The sequence below is a fragment of the Aporhodopirellula rubra genome (assembly GCF_014192335.1).
Lineage (GTDB): Bacteria > Planctomycetota > Planctomycetia > Pirellulales > Pirellulaceae > Rhodopirellula > Rhodopirellula rubra.
In genome coordinates this window covers 1-21,562 of the sequence record NZ_JACHXU010000036.1, presented here as the reverse complement: position 1 = coordinate 21,562, position 21,562 = coordinate 1, and the positions used below count along the sequence as shown (strand labels likewise).

General features: G+C 56.9%; 13 protein-coding genes. 7 read left to right on the top strand and 6 right to left on the bottom strand.

What is annotated here, in order from left to right:
* Positions 1–3: 3 nt before the first annotated feature.
* From FHS27_RS28920 to FHS27_RS28910, 3 genes are all read right to left on the bottom strand, one after another.
* On the bottom strand, positions 4–1,032 hold the full coding sequence (locus FHS27_RS28920) for an NAD-dependent epimerase/dehydratase family protein (RefSeq protein WP_184309601.1): 1,029 nt from the start codon (positions 1,030–1,032) through the stop codon (positions 4–6).
* Positions 1,033–1,506: 474 nt separating this feature from the next.
* Positions 1,507–3,456 carry a BBP7 family outer membrane beta-barrel protein gene (locus FHS27_RS28915; RefSeq protein ID WP_246421224.1) on the bottom strand — a complete coding sequence of 650 codons (1,950 nt, stop codon included), beginning with the start codon at positions 3,454–3,456 and terminating at the stop codon, positions 1,507–1,509.
* Positions 3,457–3,624: 168 nt separating this feature from the next.
* Positions 3,625–3,852: an FmdB family zinc ribbon protein gene (locus tag FHS27_RS28910; RefSeq protein WP_184309599.1), complete on the bottom strand. Its 228-nt coding sequence runs from the start codon at positions 3,850–3,852 to the stop codon at positions 3,625–3,627.
* A gap of 405 nt (positions 3,853–4,257) precedes the next feature.
* Here FHS27_RS28910 and FHS27_RS28905 point away from each other — a divergent pair, with 405 nt between their 5' ends.
* The 6 genes from FHS27_RS28905 (at position 4,258) to FHS27_RS28880 (ending at position 12,447) form a co-directional block, all read left to right on the top strand.
* A complete protein-coding gene (locus FHS27_RS28905; RefSeq protein ID WP_184309674.1) occupies positions 4,258–5,040 on the top strand; it encodes a methylamine utilization protein in 783 nt (260 codons plus the stop codon).
* Positions 5,041–5,383: 343 nt separating this feature from the next.
* Complete coding sequence (locus FHS27_RS28900) at positions 5,384–7,981, top strand: DUF1592 domain-containing protein (RefSeq protein WP_184309597.1); 2,598 nt, start codon at positions 5,384–5,386, stop codon at positions 7,979–7,981.
* Positions 7,978–9,456, top strand: a complete 1,479-nt coding sequence (locus FHS27_RS28895; RefSeq protein ID WP_246421220.1) for a DUF1552 domain-containing protein — start codon at positions 7,978–7,980, stop codon at positions 9,454–9,456. Before FHS27_RS28900 ends, FHS27_RS28895 begins: the two co-directional genes overlap by 4 nt.
* A 95-nt stretch (positions 9,457–9,551) precedes the next feature.
* Positions 9,552–10,145, top strand: a complete 594-nt coding sequence (locus FHS27_RS28890; RefSeq protein ID WP_184309595.1) for a flavin reductase family protein — start codon at positions 9,552–9,554, stop codon at positions 10,143–10,145.
* A 355-nt stretch (positions 10,146–10,500) separates the two neighbouring features.
* Positions 10,501–11,955 (top strand): glucose-6-phosphate dehydrogenase, encoded by a 1,455-nt coding sequence (gene zwf, locus FHS27_RS28885; protein ID WP_184309593.1) that lies wholly within the window; start codon positions 10,501–10,503, stop codon positions 11,953–11,955.
* A 90-nt stretch (positions 11,956–12,045) separates the two neighbouring features.
* Positions 12,046–12,447 carry a cupin domain-containing protein gene (locus tag FHS27_RS28880; RefSeq protein WP_184309591.1) on the top strand — a complete coding sequence of 134 codons (402 nt, stop codon included), beginning with the start codon at positions 12,046–12,048 and terminating at the stop codon, positions 12,445–12,447.
* 1,242 nt (positions 12,448–13,689) lie between these two features.
* Here FHS27_RS28880 and FHS27_RS28875 read toward each other — a convergent pair.
* From FHS27_RS28875 to FHS27_RS28865, 3 genes are all read right to left on the bottom strand, one after another.
* Positions 13,690–14,937 (bottom strand): Gfo/Idh/MocA family protein, encoded by a 1,248-nt coding sequence (locus FHS27_RS28875; protein WP_184309590.1) that lies wholly within the window; start codon positions 14,935–14,937, stop codon positions 13,690–13,692.
* Positions 14,938–16,040: 1,103 nt separating this feature from the next.
* On the bottom strand, positions 16,041–17,435 hold the full coding sequence (locus FHS27_RS28870) for a Gfo/Idh/MocA family protein (RefSeq protein ID WP_184309588.1): 1,395 nt from the start codon (positions 17,433–17,435) through the stop codon (positions 16,041–16,043).
* A 465-nt stretch (positions 17,436–17,900) separates the two neighbouring features.
* Positions 17,901–19,121: a serine hydrolase domain-containing protein gene (locus tag FHS27_RS28865; protein ID WP_184309586.1), complete on the bottom strand. Its 1,221-nt coding sequence runs from the start codon at positions 19,119–19,121 to the stop codon at positions 17,901–17,903.
* Between the two features lie 574 nt (positions 19,122–19,695).
* Here FHS27_RS28865 and fbaA point away from each other — a divergent pair.
* Positions 19,696–20,778 carry a class II fructose-bisphosphate aldolase gene (gene fbaA, locus FHS27_RS28860; RefSeq protein ID WP_184309584.1) on the top strand — a complete coding sequence of 361 codons (1,083 nt, stop codon included), beginning with the start codon at positions 19,696–19,698 and terminating at the stop codon, positions 20,776–20,778.
* Positions 20,779–21,562 lie beyond the last annotated feature (784 nt).

Below are 21,562 nucleotides of genomic sequence, written 5' to 3'. Positions count from 1 at the left end.
TACCTAACCGGCCTTTCTATCCGAGGCCGGTGCGATCAGATTTTCGCTCGCCGCCCAATCGAGTGCCGTCTTGATGCCGTCGCGGAAATCTGTTTTCGGTTGGTAGCCGAGTTTCTCCTGTGCCTTTGCGATCGAGAAATCGAGATTTAATGCGAGGAATTTGATCCGAGCGTTCGTCAGCAACGGTGCCTCTGTCGCACCTCGCAATTTGGCAAACCCTTCGATGAAGCCGACGGCACTGCGGGCTAACCATTCGGGCACCTTCTTCGGCATCGGCAAGCCCATGTAGTCGGCGATCGCACCGACGAATTCTTCACGCGACACCAGGCGTGCGTCCCGGATGTTGAACGTTTCGCCCACCGCGGCTTCCTTGTCGAGGGCGAGCATGATGGCATCGACGAGATTGTCCGCGTAGGTGTTGTTGAGCATCTTCTTGCCGTCGCCGATCAATTTCATTTGACCGGCCGCCAACCGTTCGATGATGCGAGGCACCACGTGGCGATCACCAGGGCCGTAGATAAATCCAGGTCGAATGATTGTGGCGGGGAAGTTGTCGGCCTTGATCGTTTGATTCAGCAGCACTTCCGCTTCGGCTTTCGTCGCCGTGTATCCGTCCAACCCGCCGAGGTCAGGCGGGGTCGTTTCGTCCGTGCCGTAGTGGTGTGTCGCGGAGTACACACCGAGCGAACTGATCTGCACCCATCGTTTCAATTGAGCCTGCTGGCGTGCGGCGATCAACATCGTTTCGAGAGCGACAACGTTAATTGCACGGAACTTTTCCGCTGGCCCCCAGTCGCCGACATGGGCAGCCGTATTGACGACGTAATCAACGCCCTCGAGTGCCGCCGGCAATGACTCAGGATCCGCCAAATCGGCTTCGAATTGCTCGACGTCTAGTCCTTCGAAAGCAGCCCGATTGCTGGTCGGACGCACCATCGCGCGGACGGTGTATCCTTCTTCGAGGACGCGGGCCATCAGCAAACTGCCGACCATCCCTGTCGCACCCGTGATCAGTAGTCTCCCTTGAGGCATTCTCGTCTTCCAATCTGATGAACTGGCGTTTTGAAGTCGTTTGGCGGACGCCTACTGTAATAGGAGAGGTGCGAAGGAAAAATAGACCAACCGGTTTTCCGACTCGGTTTTAGCCTCAAACGCCCTGGAAAGAGTTGCGAAGGGAGCTCAGAAGAGTATTCCGGCGGCCAAATCTCGCATCGCGAAAAAGCAAGAAGTGCGGATTCCCCCCGCAATCGGGCCGGCTGGGCGTCTGTTACACACCGTTTCGCTCATCCGGCTCAGCAAGCAGCTAGACGGCATCTCGGTTTCGAGATCGACGTCGAAAAGCCGCGTAACGAAGCAGCATGCCATCGGCGAACTGCCGCGAGCTTCCTGCACGGACTCGCGAGCATGTCCGTGCCCGATCAATGCGTTTGGGGCCCTGGATTGTTCGCCTCAATCGCGGATCGAGGCCGGGATGTGAAACCTCGGCCGTTCGCGGAGTACCGACTGTTAATAGACGTGCCGGATACCGAAGTGGATTCCTTGCAGCACGAACGTTTCATCAACCAACGTCGTGCGTGGCGTGTCGGTCGTGTTGACTGGATCCATCACGCCGGACAAACGGACCGCGTCGGTCATCGCGATGATGTTGTAACCGAACGTCACGTCGAAACGCGGGTACTTGTGCCATCCGATCGACAGGTCGAATTCAGGCGCCCATCCAAACGTGTTGTTCTCAAACGATCCGCTGTTGACGTCATTGACGAGCAATCCCGTATCGCTCACTGCAGCGGGAGGAGTGTCGGTCGTCACGACGGAACTGCCACGCCGTTCGGCCGAGCGGCGAACCTGCCCGAAACCGATTTTGCCGAGCCAATCGAAGCTCCAGCAACCTTCGCGGTAGCGACCGGCCATCCCGAGCTGTCCGCCGTGAAATTCGTTTTTGGCATCGAACATGTCAGTCGTCGTCAAGTTCGAACCGATCGCATCTGGAAACGGGTCTTGAGTTTTTGTGCTCGACGTTGAAAGACGCAGGTCTTCCTGCAATCGCATGTATTGATAACCGTAGAACACGTCGAACGTTGTTCCGAGTCCGCCGGTCCAAAACTGACGCACGGAAATGTCACCGCCGAACACGTTGCTGCTCGCCGACGCACTCACCGAACCGAAACGTCCGAAGTTTTCAGCCGAGTCGGGAAACGCGATCAACGCCGCGTCAGCCACTCCGGCCGTCGTGGTTGGAACCGCTAAGATGCCACCACTGTTGATCGCTTCACGAGAACTGAACGAATCACTTTGTTCGGTCGCTGTCCAACCTCGAAACACGAGACTGCGATACTGGCAATTGTCCAACCAGGTTCCCAACGTCAAGCGACCACCCGCGGTCATCTCGTTGAAGAAGTTTTCGCCGCCGAACAGTGTCGTCGCACCCGGCAATTGTCCCGCAACGTCTCCCGCCGTTCCCGCTGGGCTGGTCGTGATGAGGGAGGGGATCAAATCGCCTTCGCGGAACAGCAACAGCAATTCAAACGACGCGAACCACTGACACGGATCAAAACACAGCGATGCGTTGGGGTGTCCGACGTAGTGGCCACAGCTATCGCAGCCATCGTCACAGTAGCCGTCGCAACCGCCATACATCCCGTCGCAACTGTTGCATCCCATCCCGTCGCAGTTGTTGCAACCGCCGATGAAGTTTCCGCCGTAACTATCTCCGGTCCAGCTCGTGGCACCGGAACCGACGACATCTCCCTCAATCCATTCACCATCGCCGATCGGATGCTGAATCAGGGTTTCGCCGCGTGCCGGGGTTGGGCTCGATTGATAGCCCGAAGGGTTGAGTTGACGACCGATCACGCGGCGACGCTGCGGTGCGTGCATGGGCTGTGCGGATGATCCGCCGCGGTACGGTGCTTCGAAGGATGCGGGTTGAACCAGCGGTCCGCCGACGCGTCCGTCGGTAGCCGATCCGGCATCACTCGATTCGATCTGGCTCAATTGGACCGCTCGTGGATTTCTGACTTCACGCAGGGTCGGGACGGGCGTGGAATCGCCACGTCGCGAATCTTGGTTTGATGTCGAGTAGACGCGTGCCTTTCCTCGAGGTGCCAGCGAAGGCAACGGCTTCAGTACGACCGGTTCGATCAACTCGCCGGTTCGACTGGCCTCGCGATCCATTTCGTACGAGTCATCGGTAACGGCCGGATAATGAGTCGAGGATGCGGCGGCCGACGGACGGATTTGAACCGGGGGCGGCGTGGACGGACCTCCGCTGGGATTGTATGTGCCTCGATCGGGCGCCTTCGTTCGCACCTGAGCGGTCGCCGCGTTTGGAACCAGGATCACACCGGCCAGCAAAAGTCCGAGAACGAGACCGCCCCGAACATGGATGTCGGTGACCGATTCGCCGTTCGAGCCAGAAACGCAGCACGCGAGCATTCGATCGGATTGATGGTTCATCACAGAGTTCATTCAACCAGGGTCCATTCCATTGCACTTCGGCATGCCTCGACCGGGCAGGCCTGAAACGTTCGCGCAAAGCAAACGCCCAATACGTGTATCGGGCGTGAGGGTCAGGACGGTTAAGCAAATCTGGTAAACTTTGCCGGTTAAGCCATCTCTACCGGGTCAGATCTGGCATCCACCCCCGCAACAACGTGGTTGAGCGCAGCTCTCGGGCATCCCGCCGCCGCTCACAGGCAACGATCGGCCCATTGATGGGGCCGCCGGAACGCTCAGCAATCGCTGGATTTTTTCACTGCCACAATCCGGGCAGGCCGCCTTTTCATCCGGGGTTCGTACAAGGATTTCCTTGGTTTCGTGGCAATGATCGCATTCATATTCATACAGGGGCATCGCATAACCTCGGGAAAAGGGGAGTCAATAGAACCGGATTGGACATTCTATTACAAACGTCTACAATGACCAGCGTTGTGCCTGGAAGACGGCATGAACTCCCACCCCATTGGGGCGTCAACGTGGATGATTAAACCGCTCACGGGCGAGTTTGTTTGTTCCTCACCCGCCCTCCCCCCTGTTAAGATGGATGTAACGAGCCGTTTTTTGGTAAACGACCCCATCTTGCCTCGCCAGAGAGTCGCTCTCGAACGAGCTTCGATTCCGTCCCGACCGACCATCTCGAACCTGTTTCGTATTCTCAGTCGCCTTCGCTAGCACCTTCAACGGCGAGCCGAACGTGACGTCCGATTCGAAACACCCTTTACAACTGGAGAAATAACCTTGGCGTTCAACTTATCCCCAATGCGACTGCCTCGCCTCGTCGCGACCGCTTGTTGCCTTTCCGCGATCATCGGCGGAGCCACCATCGCTTCGGCCCAAGACGCGACTTTGAAAATGCGATTCGTCTACGACGGCACGCCACCCTCGGTCGACAACATCGATCCCAACAAAGATCGCGAGTTCTGTGGCAAGCACACGATCCCGAACGAAAAATTGGTGATCAATCCCGCCAATAAAGGGATCAAGAACGTCATCGTGCACGTGTACACCCGTTCGAGCGGCGACGATTTGCCAAAAACCGCACCTGCGGCGAAAACCCACGTCCTGGCTAATGACGAGTGCCGTTTCGAGCCTCATGTCGTCATCGCCCAAGCCGGTGACACTCTGAAGATCACCAACCCCGATCCCGTTGGCCACAACGCAAACTTGAACTTCATCAAGAACACCGCGCAAAACCTGATGATCCCATCGGGGCAGGAAAAAGAGATCGCCCTCAAAGAAGAAGAGCCTGCACCGATTCCGGTCGATTGCAACATCCACCCTTGGATGCGTGCCTACGTCGTGGTCCTCGAGCACCCGTTCGCCGATGTCAGTGACGATGACGGCAATATCGTGATCGAAGGTTTGCCTGCCGGAAAAGAGATCACGTTCGCGGTCCGCTTCGAAGGTGGCAAGCTCGACGAAGTCAAAGTCGGCGGCAAAGAAACCGATTGGAAACGTCAACGATTTGAAGTCGACTTGAAAGCCGGCGATAATGACCTGGGCGAAATCCTCGTCCCCGCTGACGCCGTATCGGCTGACTGATTCGCCGATTGCGATCGACGAACTCGTTTCAAAGAGTGACTCTCGTTGAACATCAACGAGAATCGAGATAGAGAAATGTCAACTGATCGCCACGCGATTCCGTGGCTGCCAGACCTGACCCAGCACTCCGCTCGTTCTTCCCGATGGGAAGGGCGAGCGAGTTTCGAATGAAGAATACATCGGACCGAACGTGGCCCCCGGCCGTCGTTCCCCACCGCGTCCGCAAACGAACCTTCCGCCACCACGCGGATTTCCCGCCTCGCCGTTGGTATCTCTTTTGATATCCTCGATCGGCATCCTCCCGCCTTCCCATTGAATCCGGATTTTCCCGGATGACCTGCCTATGCCAGCCTCCGCGCCAACGCGTCGCGACGCGCATGTCTTAGGATCGCATCGAACGATATTGCGATTCGGGACGGTCGTCGCCATTTGCGTCGCTCTGACCGGCGACTTCGCTACCGGTGCCGACGCACCGGCGCAAACGCAGGCACAGATCGCGGCTTCCCAGTGGGTCAGCAAAGGATGGCCTCTTCTGGAAACCTATTGCATCGATTGCCACAGTTCCGACTATGCCGAAGCGGAAGTCGACCTGAGTGATTTCAAAACGCTCGATGGTGTTCAACGGCACAGCGAGCTGGCTGTTCACGTGATCAGCATGATCCGATTCGCTGCGATGCCACCCGAAGACGCGGAGCTTCCTGAAACAGCCGAACGCCGCGAACTCGCCGATCTGCTCGATGCCTTGGTCTTCCACGCCACCTGCGATCTGCGTCCGCGTCCTGGTCGCACGACCGCCCGCCGTCTCAATCGAGCCGAATACAACAACGCGATCCGCGACCTTTTCGGTGTCGACGTCCGGCCCGCTGACACGTTCCCCTCCGACGAAGTGGGCGGCGGATTCGACAACAATGCCGACGTATTGTCGCTGTCGACAATGTTGATGGACAAATATTTGACCGCGGCTGAAGACGTCACGGCGCAATTGATCATCGATCCCAGCACACTCGTTCAAATCGACAAAACGTTCGCCGGCGAGACGCTGTATGTGGTCGGCGACACTCGCATGGGCACGTTCGGCCAACGATACGTTGCCCCCGATGAATTCGCTTGGTTTGACGTCGAAGTACCCGTCCGCGGTGAATATACCATCGAAGTCCACGGGTCATCGCGGATCCCTTCGCATGGCCCCGCTCTCGTCGCAATGCATACCGCCGACGGAACGCTGGGAGCGATCTTTAAACTCGAACACCGTGGTGGCCTAGGCGACGAAGATTTTGACTCCGCCCGGATCACGCTCGATGCCGGCACGCATCGGCTTTTCTTTCAGCGGTCCGCCGTCCCCGCAAGTCAATTGGACAAACTCAAAGAGACCGACGATTGGAAAATCGGTACATCGGTATCGCCACGTTTCGCCGAACTCAACGACGAATCTCTCAACGAAAGCCGATCCGTCGACGCGGAAGAGCTTAAACCTGACCACGATATCAACGAAGACAATTTCCCCGTACGGTATCGAGGCATTGTCGTCAAAGGCCCGCGAGCGTCCACACGCAGCGACCTGCCACCGGGGCAAAAACAATTGCTCGGACGATTACCCGAACGTCGACACGATCGCTACGCCGATGTCGAAAAGGCGGCCCGCAATTGTTTGCGTCCGCTGATGCGTCGCGCGTTTCGAGGCGAGGTCAACGATGACGACATCACGCCGTACGTCAACGTGGTCAAAGAGATCACCGACCGCGGTGATTCTTATTACGAAGCGATCCGAGTAGCGATTTCAGCCGTGTTGGTCTCACCACGTTTTCTGTTTCGAATCGAAGTCCCCGAGAGCGATGAACAGCGAGAGCAAGCCCGCGCCGGCGAAGCGATCCCGTTGACATCGAACCAGCTCGCCAGCCGCTTGTCGTTCTTTTTGTGGAGCAGCCTGCCGGACGATTCGCTGCTCGATGCCGCCAAACGGGATGAACTGACGAATCGCGAGAAAATGCTCCGCCACGTGCGCCGCATGCTGGCCAATCCAAAGTCCGATTCGCTCGGTAGCCAGTTCGCACGCCAATGGTTCGCGTTGGGCAATCTGCAAAACCGCGACCTGAGCGATTTCGCCAATGTTCACTCATCGGGCAGTGCCGACGACACGGGAGATGAACTCGCGATCACGCCTGCGATGTTGTCGTCCGAAACCGAACAATTGTTCCTGCACCTTTTGCGAGAGAACCGCCCCGTCGCCGAGCTGCTGACTAGCGAACGAACCTTCGTCTCCCGTCCGCTCGCTCAGTGGTACGGTGTTGATTTTCCGGCCGATGTCGAGGACCGAGAAATCGCTGCGGTCGATATTAGTGCCGTGGGGCGCCGCGGGATTCTCGGGCACGCCGGTGTGTTGCTGCTGACCAGCTACCCGACACGGAACTCTCCCGTCCAGCGTGGCAAATGGATTCTCGAGAACGTTCTCGGCACGCCGCCCCCGGAAGCTCCCGCGGGCGTCCCGAGTCTCGAGGATACCGATACGGCGTCCGCCGATGCAACTCTCCGCGAACAACTCGAACTGCACCGCGCCGATCCGGGCTGTGCTTCATGCCACCGCGTCATGGATGCACTCGGTTTCGGGTTGGAAGATTATGATCATTTCGGCCGACTTCGCCCCGAAGACGATCCCGCACGGGGTGACGCATCGGGCGAATTGCCCGGCGGGCGAGCTTTCGAAGGCGCCGCCCAACTCGCCCGATTGCTCGCCGAGACCGAAGAACGGGCACTCGCCGACACCACCGTCCGCCGGATGCTCGCGTTCGCGATCGGGCGTGAATTGCGGCCGAGCGATCGATGCTTTGTTGAAGCGATTCTCGAAGAAACCCAAGACCAACGTTATCGTGTTGGTGATCTGCTCGAGCAGGTCATCCTGAGTCCTCCGTTCCTGAACCATCAAGCCGAGGTGCCGTCGCTATGAAAGCCAACCAGACCGCGAGTTCTGCTCGCCGCCCCAACGCTGCTGCAGGATCCCCGGCATGCCCTCGTGGCGGGCACCGATTGGCACGACGGACGATCCTCCGCGCCGCGGGAATGTCCCTGGGACTGCCGCTGCTCGAATCAATGACTCCCGCAGCAATGAGCGCCTTCGCATCTGCCGGGCCGACCGGGGAGGACGCAGCTGCCCCCGTTCGGATGGCGTGCGTGTTCGTTCCCAACGGAGTCATCCAACCACAATGGCGACCAATCATCGATGGCCATGAACGGACCAGACGTGGCGACATCGTCACCGATGACGGTTCGGCATGCTTGACGTTCAAAGATTGGCAACTCGGGACCACGCTCAGCCCGCTCGAATCGGTCAAAGCCAAAATCAACTTGCTCGAAAACCTCGCCTTGGACAACGGACGCGGCAAGGCCGATGGTGCCGGTGACCACGCCCGTGGCGGCTCGACTTTCCTGACTGCCGCACGCCCGGTGAAAACCAGCAGCAACATTCGGTTGGGCATTTCGGTCGACCAAGTCGCTGCGACGGCACTTGCTGGTCAGACGACGCTGCCCTCGATCGAACTCGGCCTCCAAGGCAGCCGCAACGCGGGAAGCTGCGACTCCGGATACAGTTGCGCGTACTCGTCGAACATCTCGTGGAAAAACGAGACGCAGCCGATGCCGAAGGAAACCATCCCGCGACTCGCTTTCGAACGCATGTTCGGCAGCGGCAACGCGACTGTCCAACGTGAACAACGCCAAACCCGACGCAGCATCCTCGACATCGTCCGCAACGACGCCGAGAAGTTGATGAAGCAAGTGGGGGAAACCGACAAGCGAAAACTCGATGAATACTTCACCAGCGTCCGCGAGATTGAAAAACGCATCGAACACACCGAAGCCGAAGACTTGGCGGCCATGCCGGATTTGCACGTTCCCGTCGGCCGCATCGAAGCTTTCCGGGAACACGCCCGATTGATGTTCGACCTGATGGTCGTCGGGTTCCAAACCGACACGACCCGTGTCGCCACGCTGATGCTCGACACCGCCGGAGGCAATCGGACGTACCGCGAGATCGGCGTCAATGACGCCCACCATGGGCTCAGCCACCACCAGAACCGTGAGGACAACGTTTCGAAACTACAAAAGATCGACCATTATCTCGTCGAGCAGTTTGCGTATTTTGTCGAGAAACTTGATTCGGTCAGCGACGCCCACGGGACGCTACTCGACCAATGCATGGTGCTCTATGGCAGCGGACTGGGCGATGGCAACCGTCACACCCACCACGACCTGCCGATTATCTTGGCCGGTGGCGGTGGGGGTAGGCTTGAGACGGGGCGGGTGATGCGTTATCAAACCGAGCAGCCCATGGCGAACCTGTATCTATCGATGCTCGAGTGCATGGGCACACCGGCCGAGGCGATGGGTGACAGCACCGGTCTACTCGCCGGTTTACTGAGCTAGCGAATCGAGACGAAGCATCCGGTGTTTGCGAACCGAGATCAGCGTTCACGCTAGAGCCTCCTTCCACCTCACACCGGACACTTCGAGAGCACGCCATGGATATCCTGCCGAGCGATCTATCGGTGCGGCGGCTCTACGAAGCCATGACCGCGATCATCACGCCCCGCCCGATCGCCTGGGTTTCGACAGTCGATCATGAGGGTGTCTGCAATCTCGCCCCCTTCAGTTTCTTCAATGGGGTCGGCGCGAATCCTCCGACACTGATGTTTTGTCCGGCGAACCGAGCCGACGGGACCGCGAAAGACACGCTCGCGAACATCCGGGCCAATGGACAATTCGTCGTCAATATCGTCACCGAAGAGATTTTTGGTGAGATGAAACACTCCGCACTCGAAATTCCTTCGGAGGAAGACGAGTTCACTCTGACCGGCACGCAAAAAACGCCTTCCGCCGTCGTCGCACCGCCGCGTGTCAGCAACGTGGCTGCGGCAATGGAGTGTGAACTGCTCACGTCCATGCAGCTCGGTGTCGGCCCAGGGGGCGCCAACCTGGTCGTTGGACGCATCGTTTCGATTTACCTCCACGACGACACCCTCGACGCCGACGGCCGGGTCGATCCCGAAAAGATCGCCACGATCGGCCGAATGGGCGGCCCCCGCTACACCAAAACCCACGAACGCTTCGAATAGCCCGTCTTGCTAGCAGCCCACCACGTTAGTGGCCCGTTGAACGCGATGGCGGACGTCGGGGGCGGTGCATCAACGGCTCGCCTCACGCGTTTTCATGCTCCCGCCCCATCACGCAACGCCGACGCGTGCCGATGCCGGGCGTTGGAACGTCCGCACATTTCGAGCGTCTGCACAGAGCACACGGAGCCAGCTCATGTCCGGCCTCGTCGTCCGGTCCCGCTGATCCAGCCCTCTTACTGCAAAACAATAATCCGGCGTCGCTCGGGCGTTGGGGGGTCTCGTCCTAAACTCGAATCAAACTTAGAGTAGACGCCTACTCTCATTCGCAACCGACAATAACTCCCGGCTCGTTTTTATGTCCAATACGATCGTGATCTTTGGTGCCAGCGGCGATTTGACCAGCCGCAAGCTGATTCCCGCGCTCTACCAACTTCATGCCAAGGGTCGCCTGCCCAAAAACACACGCATCGTCGGCGTGTCACGCAGTCCGTTCGAGCACGACGAGTGGCGGACCAGCCTCCGAGAAACCACGTCGAAATTCGCCGGTAAATCGTTCTCGTCGGAAAAATGGGACACTTTCGCCCCCAACGTCTACTACCAAAGTGGCGACATCAAGGACGCCGCCTCCTTCAAAACACTCGCTGAGTTTTTGAACGAAATTGAAGAAGGCAAATCCACCGGACGGGTCTACTACCTCTCCACGATGCCGCAACTCTACGCCACCGCGGTCGATCAACTCGGCGCCGCCGGACTCGCGTGCGAAGACAACGGCACCCGACGCGTCATCATCGAGAAACCCTTCGGCACCGACCTCGCGACCGCCCAAGCCCTCAACGCGTCGATCCACAACGTCTTCGGCGAAGAACAGATCTATCGGATCGATCACTACCTCGGCAAAGAAACCGTCCAGAATATCTTCGCCCTGCGGTTCGCCAACTCTATCTTCGAACCGTTGTGGAACCGCAACTACGTCGACCATATCCAAATCACCGTGGCCGAAGAAGTCGTCATCGGACGCCGCGCCGGCTATTACGACACCAGCGGCATTCTTCGCGACATGTTCCAAAATCACATCCTGCAATTGATGATGATTACCGCCATGGAACCACCGGCCCGCTACGACGGAACGATGGTCCGCGATGAAAAAGTCAAAGTCCTGCACGCGATGCGCAAGATGACCGGCGGCGACTTCGCTTCCCAAACCGTCCGCGGTCAGTACAAAGGCTATCTCGACGAAGAAGGCGTGCCACCGGGCAGCCAAACGGCGACCTACGCTGCCCTCAAACTTTACTGTGATAACTGGCGTTGGCGGGGCGTGCCGTTCTATCTCCGCAGCGGCAAGGGGATGTCCTGCCGCACGACCCAGATCGTGATCCAGTTCAAAAACGTGCCACACATGATGTTTGGCGACAAATCACGCGTCCCGATGGGCAACCGATTGGTGATGCAGGTCCAACCGGCCGAAGGCATTCAACTGCACTTCGAAACCAAAGTCCCCGACGCCGGAATGAAAACCCGGACCAGTCACCTGGACTTCAACTTCCAAGATTCCATCGGCGGTGACTCGCTGCCCGACGCCTACCAACGCTTGCTCCTCGACGCCGTCCAAGGCGACGCGAGTTTGTTCGCACGCGGCGACGAAGTCGAACTCGCCTGGGGAATCATCGACCCGATCATCGAAGCCTGGAACAGCCCCGCGGCACCACCGCTGCTGCAATACGAGACTGGCCTCTGGGGCCCACCCGAAGCCAGCCAGTGGATGTTCGACCAAAACCGAGAATGGTTCGACGTCTGCCCAGTCATTCGATGAGCTATTAGCTACTACCTGTCACCTTTCGCGTCCCGCACGCGGAAGCCCCCAAAAAGCTAGTAGGTAAGAACTAATCGCTAACAACTCCCCATGGAACACTACGACTTCGAAGAACTCGATCCGCAAGGCCGCCAACCGAAGCTTGTTCCTCGATCGCAATGGGGATCGCGCACCGATCTTTGGGCGGGAGCCCTCGAAGGCAAAACGCTCGGAACCGGCGTCACTGTTCTCTTCTACGCCACTGAGGAGATCGGTGAAGGCCCACGTTGGCACGTCCACCCGTACGACGAAGTCTTCATCGTCCGAACGGGCCGTGCCTTGTTCACGATCGGCGATCAAAAGATCGAAGCCGACACCGGCGACGTGCTCATGGGGCCCGCCAACATCCCACACAAATACCACAACCTCGGCCCCGGCAAACTTGAAACCACCGACATCCACGTCTCCGACCGCTGGATCCAAACCAACCTCAAAGACCCCGAACTCGAATAGCAGCAATCCCTGGCTAATCAACCATTCGCCATCGTCGCCCATTTGCTCCGCAAATGGTCTCCAACCAAGCATCCATTTGCCTGGGAGAATTCTAGGGGGGCAGAGAATTCTAGGGGGTCAGGCCTCATTGAAGCAACAAACTAAGAATATGCTCCGTTTTCACGTCGCCATGTGAGGTTTGAAAGAACTGAGACATGGCCAGCACGGAACTCGACGGTTTGATCGGACGCATGCCATTCGCTTTGGAATCCTTCGTTGGGTTTATGTCGCACAGAAACGGAAAGACACGGCCAACAAAGGTTCGGAAAACTCAAAAGCATATGCACGAAGAAGTACTTTCGTGTCGTTCGCGTTTTTCGTGGTCAAAAACTATCCGGAAGTGAGGCGGGGCGGATACCGAATTGGGCCGCCTTCGTTCGACCAGCATTCGTGTCGCTTGGTAGTAGGGAGAGTTGACCACGAAAGGTACGAAACACACGAAAGGGGGTGCACTAAGAAGTGCTTTCGTATCGTTCGTCTTTTTCGTGGTAAAAAGCTATCCGGAAGTGAGGCGGGGCGGATACCGAATTGGGCCGCCATCGCTCGACCAGCATTCGTGTCGCTTGGTAGTAGGGAGAGTTGACCACGAAAGGTACGAAATACACGAAAGAGAGTGCACGAAGAAGTGCTTTGGGATCGTTCGCGTTTTTCGTGGTCAAAAACTATCCGGAAGTGAGGTGGGGCGGATACCGAATTGGGCCGCCATCGCTCGACCTGCATTCGTGTCGGGGAGAGCTGGCCACGAAAGATACGAAATACACGAAAGAGAGCGCACGAAGAAGTGCTTTCGTATCGTTCGTCTTTTTCGTGGTCAAAAGCTATCCGGGGTGAGGCGGGGCAGATGCTGAATTGGGCCGCCATCGCTCGACCTGCATTCGTGTCGTTTCGTGTTGGGGAGAGTTGACCACGAAAGATATAGAACACACGAAAGGGGGGGGGCACTAAGAAGTACTTACGTTTCGTTCGTCTTTTTCGTGGTCAAAAATAATTCGGAACTGGACCGGTGTGATACTCAACCGAGCGAGTAGGCCGGACCGAGCGGAGCGTTGTTCCGGTATTGATCAATTTTCGTGTTCTCGTCGAAGAGGTAAACGTGCCGTCACTCATTTGGGGACGCCGTTGCCGGATCTGCGTTGCGTGGCTCCTTGATCCGGCCTGCTTTTTTTCGTATCCGATGCTGGCAAGAACAGCACGCACCGATCCTCACAATTCTCTCAACTGAGACACGACGCCTTGGTCGTCGAAATCTAGAGCGATCGCTTTGCCGCCTGTGTCGAGACTTCGCCGACCCGCTTCGAGAATGGCCGTGCAAAGGAGTGTGTCGCTCGCCGTGGCCAGTTTGCCATTGAAATCATCTGGTTTGGCTCGCCCTTGACGAACCTCCTCCGCCGCACGGAGAAAGGCTTCGATGCTGCGATATCCGTAACCACTTTGCCCCGAGAAATATCCATCCGCGTCGGGCGTGAACTTCATGAACAACGGGTTGGGTGAACTGAATCCATCCTCATCCGTCGCGAGTGAATATCCTCGATGAGCTTGATCAATGGTGACCTCTCCACCGTGGGCCATCAAGAAAAATCGTTGCTGTGAATGGACATCTGACTTGGGGGCAATCCATGAAGACGTGTAGATCGCGGTTGCCTTGTTTCCGCTTTCGATGTTCTCCCAATCGACCGTCAGCGTGATGGTGTCTTCGGTGGGGATGTCCATCGCGTGGGCCACTCCGGTTGCCGCGGATGCTCGAACGACGGTCGGACGGGCACGGTGGCCGACTGCCCAGAGATTGAAATCGATGTGGTGGGCGTTCAAGTAATAACTGATGTCGCTCGACTTTCCGGCCCACGCTCGAAACGTGTCGAGTTGTGACTTCGGCTGACTCATGTACGACTGAAAGAAACTGAAATCCCCGAGATCACGGATACGATCTCGCGCATCGGTGTAAAGTGGATCCCACCGTTTATGAACTTCCATCGCAACGACGACGCCCCTTTCGTTTGCCTTTTGCATCAACGCCAGATGCTCCTCAACCGTTTTGACAATCGGCTTTGCAATCAAGACGTGCAAACCCTGTTCGACCGCTTCCATTGCGATCTGGAAATGCGTGTCGTCGGGTGTGAAGACGATGACACAATCACCGGGTTGCATCGTGTCGAGGCCCAGTCGGTACGCGTTGCCATCGCGAGGCACATCGTCACCCGGATAGCTGTCGAATTGCACGTCCATGTCGCGATAGGACTTTGAGAGAGCCCTGTCGAGATGTTTCCGGATCCGGGGGAATTTCGTTCCGTTGGTACCTGCCATCAGCAATCGATCGACGAGGCCGCGACGACGTAGATCGAAGAGCGTTGTGCCGACGATTCCCGCCTTCTTGTCGGATGCCACTTCGGCTCCCGGTACGAATCCGGTCGTGTACTCGCCGGTACCGACCATCATGACACTCATCTTTTTCATGCAATTCACTCCTGCCGCGAGTCGGATTTAATATGGGGGGGCGTTGGTGAAAAACGTCAGTCGCCGATGCTCGATTCCAGCCGGTGCCCGACGTATTTCTTACGATTCGGTTACAAACAATGCCGCGAACCACTGAGGTTTCTCGGCATCGTGATCATGATGCTCAAGATGATAGCAGTGTCATGGTGGCCTTTGCGACGGTTCTGCCACGAAACCGTCACCGACAAACGGGCAGATCTGGATAGCGGGATGCCGTCGGTTTTGTTGCGAAGTCGCGTGAGTGGCTCAGTGGTACGCCGTAGAAAGCGAGGGCAATCCGGAATGCGCACGGCCGCAAAGAAAATGCAAAAAAGGACCAGGCAACAATTGTGAGTGCGGCGAGAAGAGAAAAGGCGTTCTGGCCCGTGTGCGATGCCATCACCAACCTCGGAAACGAGACCAGCATGCTGCACCGCACGACGGGCACAGAACTCGCCAAATCAGATGCCAGTGTCTGCCTCTGAGATGCCCCACATTCGAAACAAGTGAATCTCTGAAGCACTGCCAGGATTTGCCTATCAAGAGTATCGCACACAAACGCAGTGAGACTTGACCGCACGCTCAAGAAGCAACCCGATCCAATGCTCTCAACACGCGATGGCGTGCGAATCGAAGCAAATTTGCGACGATTGAGCGGGTGCGTGAAGGCGTTAACTGCATATGAAAAGAACGTTTGATAAACCAAACAAATGCCCAACGCGTCCTTTACTTGTCTTTTGTGCAGGATGTTAGGTCGGGCAGCCTACATTTTCGCTCGTTTGCCCTGCCGATGGATGCTGCAGCATTCTTTGTCTGCCAGAACGACAATTGAGCCCGAGTCGATTCCGAGATCGAGAAGCGGACAAAAATAAATTGGGAATGCGTTGATAGACGCATCGTGCATCCGTCTCGTTCAAACCGAGCGGGTGCGTTCGCATTTCCACTGCAGGCGACCGTGCACAAATTACGGTTGTCCCTTCCGGAACTCGCTGGGCAATGCGAACGCACTGGAATTGCGTGCGATACCGTGACCGTTGGCCGCCAGTTCGTTCGGTTTGCGGTTGATGCGAACGTGCGGCAAAATCCTACAGCTTGTAGAACTCTTCCCAGCCCTTGCGTGGTGGCGGGCCGACCAGCAATTCGTTGGCGACTTTGTTGTTAGTGATCTGTTTGGTCTCGCGATCAAAGACGAGTTCACCGCCAAGACGCTGGGCGATCACACCGATGCAGAACATCTGGCTGAGCGGGCCGGAAATGTCGAACGAAGACCGGGTTTGTTCTTCACCTTTGACGGCGCGGACAAAGTTCAAATGGTGATTGGAGCCTGTCTCGTATCTCGGCAAGTCGCTCGCGAGGTCGTTGGCTTTTTCTCCTGGGAGAACACGCAGGGGCGATCCATGAGAGGCGCCTTTGAACGTGATGCCGTCGCCGTAAATTGTCTTGCCGTTGGTTTCCATCTTGCGGCCGTCTTCGAGATCCGCGGGGCGTGGCGGCTGGTTCTTCACGCCGTCGTACCAAGTCACCTTACAGGCAGGTTCATCGCCGCGTTCGGGGAAATCAAACTGGATCGTCGAGGCCATCGGGAAAATCAGCTCGCGTCGTCCGTCGAGCACGACTGCGGTGACGCGTTCGGGAAGTCCGAGATCGAGGAAGCGATGGACGGTGTCGAGCAAGTGTGGCCCCCAGTCGCCAAAGGCTCCATTGCCGTATTCAAACCAGCTTCGCCAGTTGCCCGGATGCAACTTGTTACTGTAAGGATGTTTGGCAGCGGTGCCTGCCCATGTGTCCCAATCAATTCCGTCTGGCATCGTCTCGCCCGTTTGCCATTCATCGAACGTCCATGGGTGCCAACGCCGGCCGGCATTCATGTTGGCGGTAACCTCACGAATGTTCTCGATCACGCCCGCTTCCTTCCACGCTTTGAATTGATGGAAGTTGGCACCGGAGTGACCTTGGTTACCCATCTGGCAAGCGACGCCGTATTTCTTTTCGGCCGCCATCAACAGTTCGATTTCTTGGAACGTGTGAGCCAATGGTTTTTCGACGTACACGCCTTTTCCCAATGACATCGCAAGGATCGCGATTGGGAAGTGAGAGTGATCGGGGACACCGACGGTACACGCATCGATTTGGTTTGACATCTTGTCAAACATCACGCGAAAGTTCTTAAAACGTGGTACGTCAGGGAACTTCTCTTCGATCGCGGCGGTATGCTTAGTTCCCATGGCAACATCACATAGAGCTACGACATTGACCATCTTCGTGTTGAAGATGCTCTTAGCGTCGCTGCCGCCCATCCCGCCGCAACCAATGATCGCGACGTTCACCTTTTCGTTGGCACCATAGACACGTTGCGCCGATGCGGCGGAAACGTTCGCGTGAGGAAACGCGCCGAATGCGGCTGTGGATGCAGCAATTTGAGTAAAACGGCGACGCGAAAACGTGCGTGTCGAAATTGGCGTGGAGCGAGGATGCGACATCAATTGGCTCTTGGGGGAATCGGAGGTTGGAGAGGGCGGGTAGAGAGGAGATTAAGCCTCAAATTATAGTTGTCTCAACGTGACAATCCAACATGCCAATACCGCCGCCCGCGACGCCGTCGGGCGTGGGAAAACCAACGGGTGAACGAACCGAATATTCAATCGAGATGTGCAAGGGGACAACGACACTTTATTTCGCAGTAGCTCGCGATGAGGGCTCGCGGCCCGATCGTGTCGAGGGGGTGCAGCGGCCGTGGTTCGTCGCGCCGAGTGGTTTGGGAATGCGGCTGCCATCGCTGATGTCGGTGTGGACGCATCGTTGCCGGGATGACGCCAGACTTCGGGGGCTTCCGTTCTTACGAAAGCCGGTGCAGTAAACGGTCATGTCATCATCTGAAATGCTGTCGGCATTCTTTACGTCCCTGCATTCCCACTCGCGGATCCCTTGGCAAAATGCTGTCGTCCCTACCGAGGCATGGTGCGTGGAGATGACTCGCTGTCGACTCGGCCTGCGGCACATTGATTGATGCGTTTTTCCAACTCGATGCGGAACTGCTTCACGTTTCCGCTGGTCTGAGTCAGCGTGACCGCGACGAGGTCCTCTTTGAAATTGACCCAGCAGTTTGTTCCGGAAGAGCCCGTGTGTCCGACGACAGTGGCTTTGCCATCTGAACTCTTCTTTCGAATAAAGAAGCCGCACCGGCTATTCGAACTATTCGGAACCCGTGTGAGCATTTCCTCGACGGTCTCTGTTTCCAGGTACCGTTCGTCGTCGTGCATCCCATTGTTGCGGAACATCAACAGCCAATTCGCAAGATCTGCAGCCGTAGAAATGACCGAACCACCTGACGAACTGTAGTCGTTGACCAGGGGAACAGGATATTTCCGCCGCAACACAAGCGTGCCGTCATCACGTCGCTGATACCGAGTCGGCATCGGGCCGACGAGTTTGACGCTATCAGTATCCCGGTAGAACGTGTGATTCATCCCTAGCGGTTTGGCGACTTGGGTGACGAGCATGTTTTGGCGTGACGTATTCGCCACCACCTCGAGCACGCGAGCCGCCACATCAATACCGATACCGCTGTAGGCGTACCGCTTTCCGGGGCGAGTCTTCAATGGATAGTCTCGAGCATATCGCTTCACGACATCTTCCAAGGTTATCCCTTTCGTCCATGACGCGAACCACGGGCGACCGCCTGGACCCTCGGCCCGCATTCCCGAGGTATGGCCAAAGAGTTCGATCATGGACGGAGCGCGACCAACTGGCGATCCCGATTCGAGCAACGCGTTCGCAAACTCGGGCAAATAAATCGAGATGGGGGCTGAAAGGTTGACGCCCCCGTGCTCGGCAATTCGAAATGCTGCGGTTCCCAGCAGCGGTTTGCTGATCGACGCGATCACAACCGGGGTTTCCAGCCGGAAAGGCGTCTGCGATTCGAGGTCAGCGAATCCGAATCCCTCGCCAAAAGCGACTTCGCCACGGTGCAGTATCAAGACGCATCCGCCCGCGACCTTCCCTTCGTTGACTGCGTCATCAAGAAGTCGTTGAACGGGCGAGAAGTCTTGGGCAGCGGCGTTGCCTCCGACGAGCACAGCAAAGACAAATAACAACCGCGTGATTGCATTGGTGGTGTTGCACTGGCACTTCTGGCACTGGCACTTCTGGAGCTGGCACTTCGACATGTTCAATCCCCTGAGAACGCTCGAACCCACCGGCCAATGAGATCTCGAACAGGCACCGCTTCACGATTGAAGGCGTCTACTCGTGGACGGCGCGGCACCTAGAAAATACCCGAAGTATCCATTTCATTGCGGCGATTTGGGCTCGAGCCACGCTCATCTCTACCGGGACTTGTTGAGCGTACACAGTGCGCGACAGACGCGTGGTGAGATCGGAAGGCCAGGAAAGTCGGCACGATCCATTCCCGGTAGCGTTAACCCCCGGTGGTTGCGACAACTTGACAGACCCAGGCCGTGTTCGCTCCGGGGACAGAATGCGTCCGCAAAATGCAGTTGATGCCAATGTGGTAGTATCGTGCCGAACGCGAGCCGAAGGGGGCGGATTCGGACAAACACGGCTGTTCTCCGTCCATCGCAGCCTCGATTTCCCGCGACTTATTCCCCCCGTCGGACTCGGGTTGCCGCCCGTTGAAAAATTTTGCAAACAAAACGACAATGCCCGCCTGGAAATTGGTTTTTCCAGAAGTCGCAACTTTTCCTTGCACCGTTTTTTAGCCATCAACCAGAATTCAATCTCATGAGCGATTCAGAAATCAAGCCGGGTGTTGTGTCCGGGAAAGCCCTCGATCGTTTGCTGCGTCACGCAAACGAGAACAACTACGCCCTGCCTGCCGTCAACGTCGTCGGGACTGATTCCGTCAACGCGGTGCTAGAGGCGGCGGCAGCAGTGAACTCGCCCGTCATGGTGCAGTTCTCCAACGGTGGCGGTGTTTTCTACGCCGGTAAGAGCCTTTCCAACGAAAACCAAAAAGCCGCGATCGCGGGTTGTGTTTCGGGTGCCCAGCACGTCCACGCAATGGCGGAAGACTACGGCGTGCCAGTTGTCTTGCACACCGATCACTGTGCCAAGAAGTTGCTGCCTTGGATCGATGGACTTCTCGACGCCGGTGAAAAACACTACGCGGCGACCGGCAAGCCACTCTACAGCTCTCACATGCTGGATCTCTCCGAAGAGCCATTGGAAGAGAACGTCGAAATCAGCAAGAAGTATTTTGAACGCATGAACAAGATGGACATGCTGATCGAAGTCGAGCTGGGGATCACCGGTGGTGAAGAAGACGGCGTTGACAACTCGGACGTCGACAGCAGCAAACTCTACACGCAACCTTCCGAAGTTGCCTATGTCTACGAAGAGCTGAGCAAGGTTTCACCTCGTTTCACGATCGCGGCTGCGTTCGGTAACGTTCACGGTGTTTACAAACCAGGTAACGTGAGCCTGCAGCCGATCATCTTGAAGAACTCGCAAGATTTCATCATCGAGAAATTCAGTACCGGCGAATTGCCCGTCAACTTCGTCTTCCACGGTGGATCCGGTTCGTCGCGTGAAGAAATTCGCGAAGCGATCCAGTACGGTGCTATCAAGATGAACTTGGACACCGACATGCAATGGGCAACCTGGAAAGGTGTTTTGGACTTCTATAAGAAGAACGAAGCGTACCTGCAAACGCAGCTCGGTAACCCAGAGGGCGAAGACAAGCCGAACAAGAAGTACTACGACCCTCGCGTTTGGTTGCGAAGTGGCGAAGTCTCGTTCGTCGATCGCCTCAAGTTGGCTTTCGAAGACCTGAACTGCATGAATCGCTGCGAAGGCTTGGTCTAGAGCCGTTCTGCAAACGACGTCGGTTTTCAATAGTAGCTGCGTTCTCGAGAACGTCGGTCACAACCGAAATGGAGATGCTTTCAATGCGTCTCCGACGCTTCATCGAAGTCACAGCCAAAACGGCCAACGTTCTAAAAACGTTGGCCGTTTTTTTATGGGTGTTTAGGTTGTACGGATCGCTATGCGGCTGAGTAACTTGATTGGGTGTGTTGGCGGTGGTTATTGTGGCACAACGGCACAGGGCCTGTGCCTACATCCACCGACATCCCACTCGCGGACGATCGGAACACGCATTACCAGATCGCGGAGACGCGCCCGTTCGATCGGGTTTGTTCTTCGACCTTTTTTCTGAACGGCACAGGCCCTGTGCCGTTTACGTTTTGGTGTCGAGAATATCTTGCGGACGGATGGGTAACGCGAGAGACATTGCCAGATAATTTCGCTAGTCAGATTCGATCTGCTTTCAGGCACGTTGATGTAGTAGGCACAGGGCCTGTGCCTACATCCACCGACATCCCACTCACGGACGATCGGAACACGCATTACCAGATCGCGGAGACGCGTTCGTTCGATCGGGTTTGTTCTTCGACCTTTTTTCTGAACGGCACAGGGCCTGTGCCGTTTAGTGCGCCTGCAAAGGCGATTGAATAGTCAGGTGCAAGTCCTGATCGGGGAGATCGTTACCGCCCCGTAGCTGATGGTAACTGCGTTTTCAACAGAAAGGGTGGAGAGCAACCAAAAGCGAATGAGCAGTCCGTAACTGTATTGTGAACTCGATTCGGCC

What these genes read in the sequence shown, in the direction of transcription:
- FHS27_RS28905 (WP_184309674.1), top strand. Translation starts at nt 4,258, where the DNA reads ATGCGACTGCCTCGCCTCGTCGCGACCGCTTGTTGCCTTTCCGCGATC.
- FHS27_RS28915 (WP_246421224.1), bottom strand. Translation starts at nt 3,456, where the DNA reads ATGAACCATCAATCCGATCGAATGCTCGCGTGCTGCGTTTCTGGCTCG.
- FHS27_RS28865 (WP_184309586.1), bottom strand. Translation starts at nt 19,121, where the DNA reads ATGTCGAAGTGCCAGCTCCAGAAGTGCCAGTGCCAGAAGTGCCAGTGC.
- FHS27_RS28910 (WP_184309599.1), bottom strand. Translation starts at nt 3,852, where the DNA reads ATGCCCCTGTATGAATATGAATGCGATCATTGCCACGAAACCAAGGAA.
- FHS27_RS28875 (WP_184309590.1), bottom strand. Translation starts at nt 14,937, where the DNA reads ATGAAAAAGATGAGTGTCATGATGGTCGGTACCGGCGAGTACACGACC.
- FHS27_RS28870 (WP_184309588.1), bottom strand. Translation starts at nt 17,435, where the DNA reads ATGTCGCATCCTCGCTCCACGCCAATTTCGACACGCACGTTTTCGCGT.
- FHS27_RS28890 (WP_184309595.1), top strand. Translation starts at nt 9,552, where the DNA reads ATGGATATCCTGCCGAGCGATCTATCGGTGCGGCGGCTCTACGAAGCC.
- FHS27_RS28900 (WP_184309597.1), top strand. Translation starts at nt 5,384, where the DNA reads ATGCCAGCCTCCGCGCCAACGCGTCGCGACGCGCATGTCTTAGGATCG.
- FHS27_RS28895 (WP_246421220.1), top strand. Translation starts at nt 7,978, where the DNA reads ATGAAAGCCAACCAGACCGCGAGTTCTGCTCGCCGCCCCAACGCTGCT.
- zwf (WP_184309593.1), top strand. Translation starts at nt 10,501, where the DNA reads ATGTCCAATACGATCGTGATCTTTGGTGCCAGCGGCGATTTGACCAGC.
- FHS27_RS28920 (WP_184309601.1), bottom strand. Translation starts at nt 1,032, where the DNA reads ATGCCTCAAGGGAGACTACTGATCACGGGTGCGACAGGGATGGTCGGC.
- FHS27_RS28880 (WP_184309591.1), top strand. Translation starts at nt 12,046, where the DNA reads ATGGAACACTACGACTTCGAAGAACTCGATCCGCAAGGCCGCCAACCG.
- fbaA (WP_184309584.1), top strand. Translation starts at nt 19,696, where the DNA reads ATGAGCGATTCAGAAATCAAGCCGGGTGTTGTGTCCGGGAAAGCCCTC.